Origin of the sequence: Protofrankia coriariae (assembly GCF_001017755.1) — a bacterium.
GTDB lineage: Bacteria > Actinomycetota > Actinomycetes > Frankiales > Frankiaceae > Protofrankia > Protofrankia coriariae.
Genome location: NZ_JWIO01000010.1, coordinates 1 through 5,903 on the forward strand (window position 1 = coordinate 1; position 5,903 = coordinate 5,903).

The 5,903-nt window shown below is 71.1% G+C and carries 6 protein-coding genes; 5 read left to right on the top strand and 1 reads right to left on the bottom strand.

From position 1 onward, the window contains the following. The 5 genes from FrCorBMG51_RS08310 to FrCorBMG51_RS08330 form a co-directional block, all read left to right on the top strand. Positions 1–404 (top strand): hypothetical protein (locus FrCorBMG51_RS08310; protein ID WP_047222522.1); only part of this gene is annotated, 404 nt, incomplete at its 5' end. A 315-nt stretch (positions 405–719) separates the two neighbouring features. Then, positions 720–1,880 (top strand): TIR domain-containing protein, encoded by a 1,161-nt coding sequence (locus FrCorBMG51_RS08315; RefSeq protein WP_157180432.1) that lies wholly within the window; start codon positions 720–722, stop codon positions 1,878–1,880. Positions 1,881–1,983: 103 nt separating this feature from the next. After that, entirely contained in the window at positions 1,984–2,874 is an 891-nt protein-coding gene (locus FrCorBMG51_RS08320; RefSeq protein ID WP_052914479.1) for a hypothetical protein, read from the top strand. 327 nt (positions 2,875–3,201) lie between these two features. After that, positions 3,202–3,993 carry a uroporphyrinogen-III C-methyltransferase gene (gene cobA, locus FrCorBMG51_RS08325; protein ID WP_047222583.1) on the top strand — a complete coding sequence of 264 codons (792 nt, stop codon included), beginning with the start codon at positions 3,202–3,204 and terminating at the stop codon, positions 3,991–3,993. Positions 3,994–4,114: 121 nt separating this feature from the next. Next, the gene (locus tag FrCorBMG51_RS08330; RefSeq protein WP_083731169.1) at positions 4,115–5,452 is read left to right on the top strand and encodes an FUSC family protein; all 1,338 of its coding nucleotides are present in this window, start codon (positions 4,115–4,117) and stop codon (positions 5,450–5,452) included. A 57-nt stretch (positions 5,453–5,509) separates the two neighbouring features. Here the strand turns inward: FrCorBMG51_RS08330 and FrCorBMG51_RS30890 are convergent, their stop codons facing one another. Next, positions 5,510–5,830 carry a hypothetical protein gene (locus FrCorBMG51_RS30890; RefSeq protein WP_235433432.1) on the bottom strand — a complete coding sequence of 107 codons (321 nt, stop codon included), beginning with the start codon at positions 5,828–5,830 and terminating at the stop codon, positions 5,510–5,512. Between the last annotated feature and the right edge of the window lie 73 nt (positions 5,831–5,903).

The window sequence follows — 5,903 nt, forward strand, 5'->3', positions numbered from 1 at the left end:
TTATCTTAGCGGCATTGGTCCTGCTGGACGCGGTCGAGGACTGTGACGAGCGTCGCTCACCCTATCTCGGGAACATTCCGATACTGCGCTGGAAGCCGGACTCACCGCTCGTCATGGAGCGGTTGCTGGGTCTGCTCCTCGCCGAGTCGTTCCGGCACCGGTATTTTCCCCGCCAGGTGGCCTGGCTGTCCCGGCTGCGGCGGGTCGACCGGCCGTACTACTGCCTTTCCCGGCCGCCCGAGCCACTCACGCTGCTTGAGCTGCGCCGCCGCACCGGTTCGGTGGAGGCGGATCTGACCGTCGTCTACCCTGATCCTCCACTGGACAGCGAGGAGACGCGACTGCTGCACGAGTTCGAGCCGAGAATGCGACTGATGACACCGACAATGTTCTTCTCGGCGTGAGCGTGCTGTTCTCGACGCGGCCGGACTGTTTCCGGCGCCGGGGAACGCGTCACGGACAGCAGGCCGGCCCCGGCCCACCGGCCGGGCCACGTGAAATACCCGGGACGCGTGTCGCGCGTGTGGGGATGCCGTTCGTATGGACCGGGTGACGGACTGGTGCCCGCGCCTGCCGAAGGCCGTTCGCCTGCCGGAGACTGTCGGCCCGGTGGCGGTCGTCCCGCCATCGGGCCGGGGCCCGTCACCCCCGCCGTGGTACCGGAATGCGGTCCCGGATTATCGTGCCGGAATGCGTCCCGACCCGACTGACGACCCTTGGTGAGCGCCGCCAGGCGGTCACGGCCGCCCGTTGCCGTACACGTGCTCTGGCGTTCCGGTGGTGATGCGGAGACCCGCCAGCTCGCCGACGCCGTTTTCACGCACCTGACGGCCGACCCGTCGCAGCCGACCGCCCGTTCGCTGGGAATTCCGGTGCGTTACTGGTCGGCTGGCGGACCCGTCGACCGCCCGGACGGTCGTGGCGCGCGGTGGGCCGCCGACGTGCCGCCACCTGTCGATCTCAGCCTGGCCGAGCGTAACGTCGTCGTCCTGCTCATCGACAACGCGCTGGTGGGTGCCGGCTGGAACGACTATCTCGCGGAACTGCTGCGTGCTGTCGGCGCCGGACCCGCTAACTGGCTTCTGCCGTTCGCGCTCACCCCCAACTTCGCCCGTGTTCCCGTCGCGGTCGATGTCGACGTCGTCGACCTGCACACGCTGCCGGCACATTTTCGTGAGCAGGTCCTCCTGAACCATGTCATCCACCGGGTGTGTCGTCAGGTCGGTGCTTCTGACCCGGTCCGGGTGTTCATCAGCTATGCGTCCGCGGATGGCGGCGCCATTGCCAGGGAGGTGGCCCGGCATCTTCGGTTTGAGACCGATGTCGACGACTTCCTCGACGCGCACCACATATCCGGCGGCGACCCTTTCGCCGACGTTCTTGACGCCGCGGCCACCAGCAGCGCGCTGCTCGCGGTGAACTCGGATTCCTATGGTTCACGGCCATGGTGCCAGCGGGAGTTCCTCGGCGCGAAGCGCGCGTCCATGCCGGTGGTCGTCCTGGACGCGCTCACGGACCGGTCGGTGCGTGCCTTCCCGTATCTCGGCAACGTTCCGACCGTCCGCTGGCATCGTGACTCACGAAGGGTTCTCGACCATCTGGTGGGCGTTCTGCTGACCGAGACGCTCAGGCACCGGTATTTTCCGCTGCGGGCCGCCGAGATGTGCGGCCGGCACGGTGTCGCCCTGCCTTCGTTCCTGCTGGCCCGGCCACCCGAACTGCTGACCCTGCTCGATCTGCCACGGAATTCCGTCGGAGGTGCGGCCCCGGTCGATCTTCTATATCCTGATCCACCGCTGGGTACCGAGGAGAGCCGGGTGCTGGCGAAGCTCGATGGTTCGCTGCGGGCGGTGACACCGACGATGCTGTTCTCGACATGACCGCTGTTCTCGACATGACTTTCGACATGACGGGACCCGTGACGAGATCCGTGACGAGATCCGTGACGGGACCCGCGGTGACAGAGTGCGCGAGGAGGTTGCTGTGAGCTCGCTCGCGGACATCCGGGTGGCCGTCTCGATCTCGGACAGCCCGGATCTCGCCCGGCGGGGGCTGGGCCTACCGCACCAACGGCACGCGTTCGTGGAGATCGCACGGCATGTCCTGGCCGCCGGCGGTTCCCTCGCCTACGGCGGTGACCTGCGTGTCGGCGGGTACAGCCGGGTCCTGTTCGATCTCGTCGACACCTACGATCTGCCCGGCCGGCCCGGACCGGAGCGGGTGACCGACTACCTGGCGTGGCACCTGTTCCTCCGGTTCGGGGTGGACGAACAGGCCGAACTCGTCGATGTCGCGACGGTGGTCGGTGTGCCGCCACCGGCCGACATCAGCCCCGACGACCCGGATCTACGGGACGACCCAGGTGCCACCGGCAACGGTGGTGACGCGCTGGTGGCGCGCTGGAAGCGGGCCCGCGCGCTGACCGCCATGCGTGAGCGCATGGCCGCCGAGACCGACGCGCGGGTGATGCTCGGCGGTGCCGTCGTCGTCGGTGCGGGGCTCTATCCGGGCCTGCTGGAGGAGGCCGTGCTCACCCTGCGGGCCGGGCGGCCGCTGTTCCTGCTGGGTGGTTTCGGCGGCTGCACCGAGCGGGTCATCGAGGCCCTCACCGGCGGGCGGCCCCGTGACCTGGAGCTGGACAGTCAGCTCGCGGCTCGTCCGGGATACGCCGAGCTGGTGGCGCAGGCGGCCCGCGTCGGCACGCCTGTCGACTACGACGGCCTGCTTGAGGAGCTGCGGGCGGCCGGCCCGCGGGCGCTCGCCAACGGCCTCGACCAGGCCGAGAACGAGGCGCTGTTCACCACGGACGACACCGACGAGATGGTGGCCCTCGTGCTCTGCGGCCTGCGCCGGATCAGCGGGAACCGCGGGTAGGAACCTCGACTGGGGCAACGGTTCCCATCTACGGACGCGGAAGCCGTAGGTGACAGTCGCTGCCACGGTGACGGAACCTACCTGCGGCTTTTCCGTGCCGGAGGTCGCACACTTCTCATCGTGGGCAGACTCGACACGGAATCACCGGTGACGGCCGGGCATGGCGGCGACGACGGGCATGCGGGGGCCTCTTGCGGGGTAGCCCGTCCGAGCGCGACCGCGGACCAGAACAGGGAACGGAGCAGCGGCCAGCACAGGAACCAGGCCCTGGAGCGGGAGCAGGCCCTGGAGCGGGACCAGGAGCGAAAGCAGGGCCAGGAGCGGGACTTGAACGGGGATCGGGAGGCGCGAGCCCACCGGCCGGCGGGTGGCTGGGTGGCGCTCGTCGGCGGCGGTCCGGGGCGGCCCGATCTGATCACCGTCCGGGGCCTGGAGCTGCTGCGCCGAGCGGACGTGGTGGTGGTCGACCGGCTTGCCCCGCGGGCCCTGCTCGACGACTTACGGTCCGAGGTCGAGATCGTGGATGCCGGCAAGGCGCCGCACGGCCACAACCTCACCCAGGAGCAGATCAACCAGGTGATCGTGGAACGCGCCCGACGCGGCCTGGGAGTGGTGCGCCTCAAGGGCGGCGACCCGTTCGTCTTCGGTCGCGGCGGCGAGGAGGCGCTGGCCTGCGCGGCCGCCGGGGTGCCCTGCGAGGTCGTCCCGGGAGTGACCAGCGCGACGGCGGTGCCGGCGCTGGCCGGCATCCCGGTCACCCACCGCGGGATCACCCAGGACGTCACGATCGTGTCCGGTCATGTCGACCCGTCGCATCCGGGCTCGACGGTCGACTGGGATGCCGTGGCGACCGGCCCCGGGACGATCGTCGTCCTCATGGGCATCGGCACGCTGGAGCGAATCACCGCTGATCTGATCAAGCGCGGGCGCCCGGCGTCGACCCCGACCGCGGTGATCCGCGACGGCGGCAGCGGTGATCAACAGGTGGTCACCGGCCCGCTCGCCGACATCCCGGCCCTGGTTGCCCGGGCCGCCATCCAGCCGCCGGCCATCATCGTCATCGGAGATGTCGTCACGATAAGGAACGAGGTCGACACCTTACGACAGAAGAAGTCCTGATCCTGCGGCGGCGAGGCCCTGATCCCGTGGCCCCGCGGGGCTGTCCGGCCGGCGCCCGGTCAGGATCACCAGTCCGGCCGCCTCCCGGCCCGGACCGCCGACCAGAACCGGAGCCACGACGATGACCCAGCACCGGAGTCGACCGGCGACCGTGCTGGCTGCCGGCCCGACAACCACCTCCGAGCTGCCATCCGGGTCCCAGCCGCCTGGCTCCCAGCCGGCTGACCCCCGATCGTCCGGATCCGGACCCGGGCCCGCGGCCGGGCCATGGGCAGCCCGGCTGCGGGCGGCCCGGTCATGGTTCGCCCAGGGCCTGCGGCGATTACGCGACTGCGTGGACGCGGTCGCCGAGGCGGGCCTTGCCGTGACCGTGGCCTGGTTGCTGGGCGTGTATCTCATCGGGGACGACCTGCCGTTCTTCGCGCCGGCTGCCGCGCTGATCGTCCTCGGGGTCACCCGCGGGCAACGGCTGCGGCGGGCGCTGGACATCTGGGTCGGGGTCGCGGTGGGCGTGCTGGTCGCCGATGTGATCTCCCATGCCATCGGCCCGGCGAGCGTCTGGTCGGTGGTGGCCGTCACCGTCCTCACCCTGTCTGTGGCCGCCTTCCTCGGCGGCGGGGCGATTCTCGTGGTGCAGTCGGCGGTGTCCGCCATCTATGTCGCCGTGACCACGCCGGTGGACGGCGGTCTCGTCCCCGCCCGGTTCTTCGACGCGCTGGTCGGCGGTGCCGTCGCCATCGCGGTCAACCAGCTGCCGTTGCGGACCGACCCGCTGACCGAGCTGGCCGACGAGTCCGCGCCGGTGTTCGAGCGGTTGGCCGACGTCCTCGACAGCGTCGCGGCCGCGCTGAAAGCAGATGATCACGATGCCGCCAGGCGGGCGCTGGAGGAGGCACGCAGCATCGACTCCGCGGTCGCGGCGTTCCACGGTGCGGTCGCCGTGGCCGAGGAGACGACCCGGTTCACCATCCTGCGCAGGCGCCGGTCGCCGTCGCTGGCGGCATACGGCGAAGTCGCCACGAAGATGGACCACGCGGTGCGCAACGTGCGCGTCCTCGCCCGGTCCGCGGTCATGCTGCTGCGGCTGGGAGCTCCGGCACCGCCGGTGCTCGTCGACGCGGTCAGCCAGCTCGCCGAGGCGGTCCGCGCGCTGGGCGGATACCTGACGGCGCTGGTCGAGGAGCAGGCCGGGGTGTATCGGGGCCGCGGCGCGCGGACGCGGGCGCGCACGACAGCCCACCAGGTGACCGACGCGCGGGCCGACGCGCACCGCAGCGCCATGCGGGCCGTCCGGCTGGCCGCGCGGGCGCTGGCACCGGAACAGACGCTGCCCGCCGTGGTGATCGTGGGCCAGGTCCGTTCGGCCGCGGTGGACCTGCTGCTCGGCATGGGCCTTGACTTCGACGAGGTCATGCACGCCACGGACGAGGCACTCGGATTCTCCCCCGACAACCCATGATCGCGGCCCGCGCCGGGTACGCCGGGCGCCATCAGGCGCCATCAGGCATCTCGCGGTTCAGTCGAAACGGATCGCGGTCAGGGCGCGTGCGTCGCGACGGTCGAGCACCCGGATCGACGACCAGCCCTCGCGGTACAGCGCCGCCGGGTCCGCGTCGCGCAGCCGGGCCCACGACCGTTCGTGGCGTCGGAACGCGCGGGAACGTACGCTCCGGCCCCGGGCCCGCTGTCCCGCGAGCGCGTCCGCCGACGGTGTGTCGATCAGGATGAGATGGACGGGCCGGTGGCGTAGCCGGGCGAGTCCGGTGATGGCCCGGCGCGCCCACCGCCGCGTCCCGCACTCGTGGACGACGAGGCTCTCGCTGCGCCGGAGCGTCATCCCCGCGATCCGGGCATAGTGCGCGACGTGTACCGCGGGCCGGTAGAGCCGGTACGGCAGGCGCGGCCCGAGC

What these genes read in the sequence shown, in the direction of transcription:
- FrCorBMG51_RS08330 (WP_083731169.1), top strand. Translation starts at nt 4,115, where the DNA reads ATGACCCAGCACCGGAGTCGACCGGCGACCGTGCTGGCTGCCGGCCCG.
- FrCorBMG51_RS30890 (WP_235433432.1), bottom strand. Translation starts at nt 5,830, where the DNA reads ATGACGCTCCGGCGCAGCGAGAGCCTCGTCGTCCACGAGTGCGGGACG.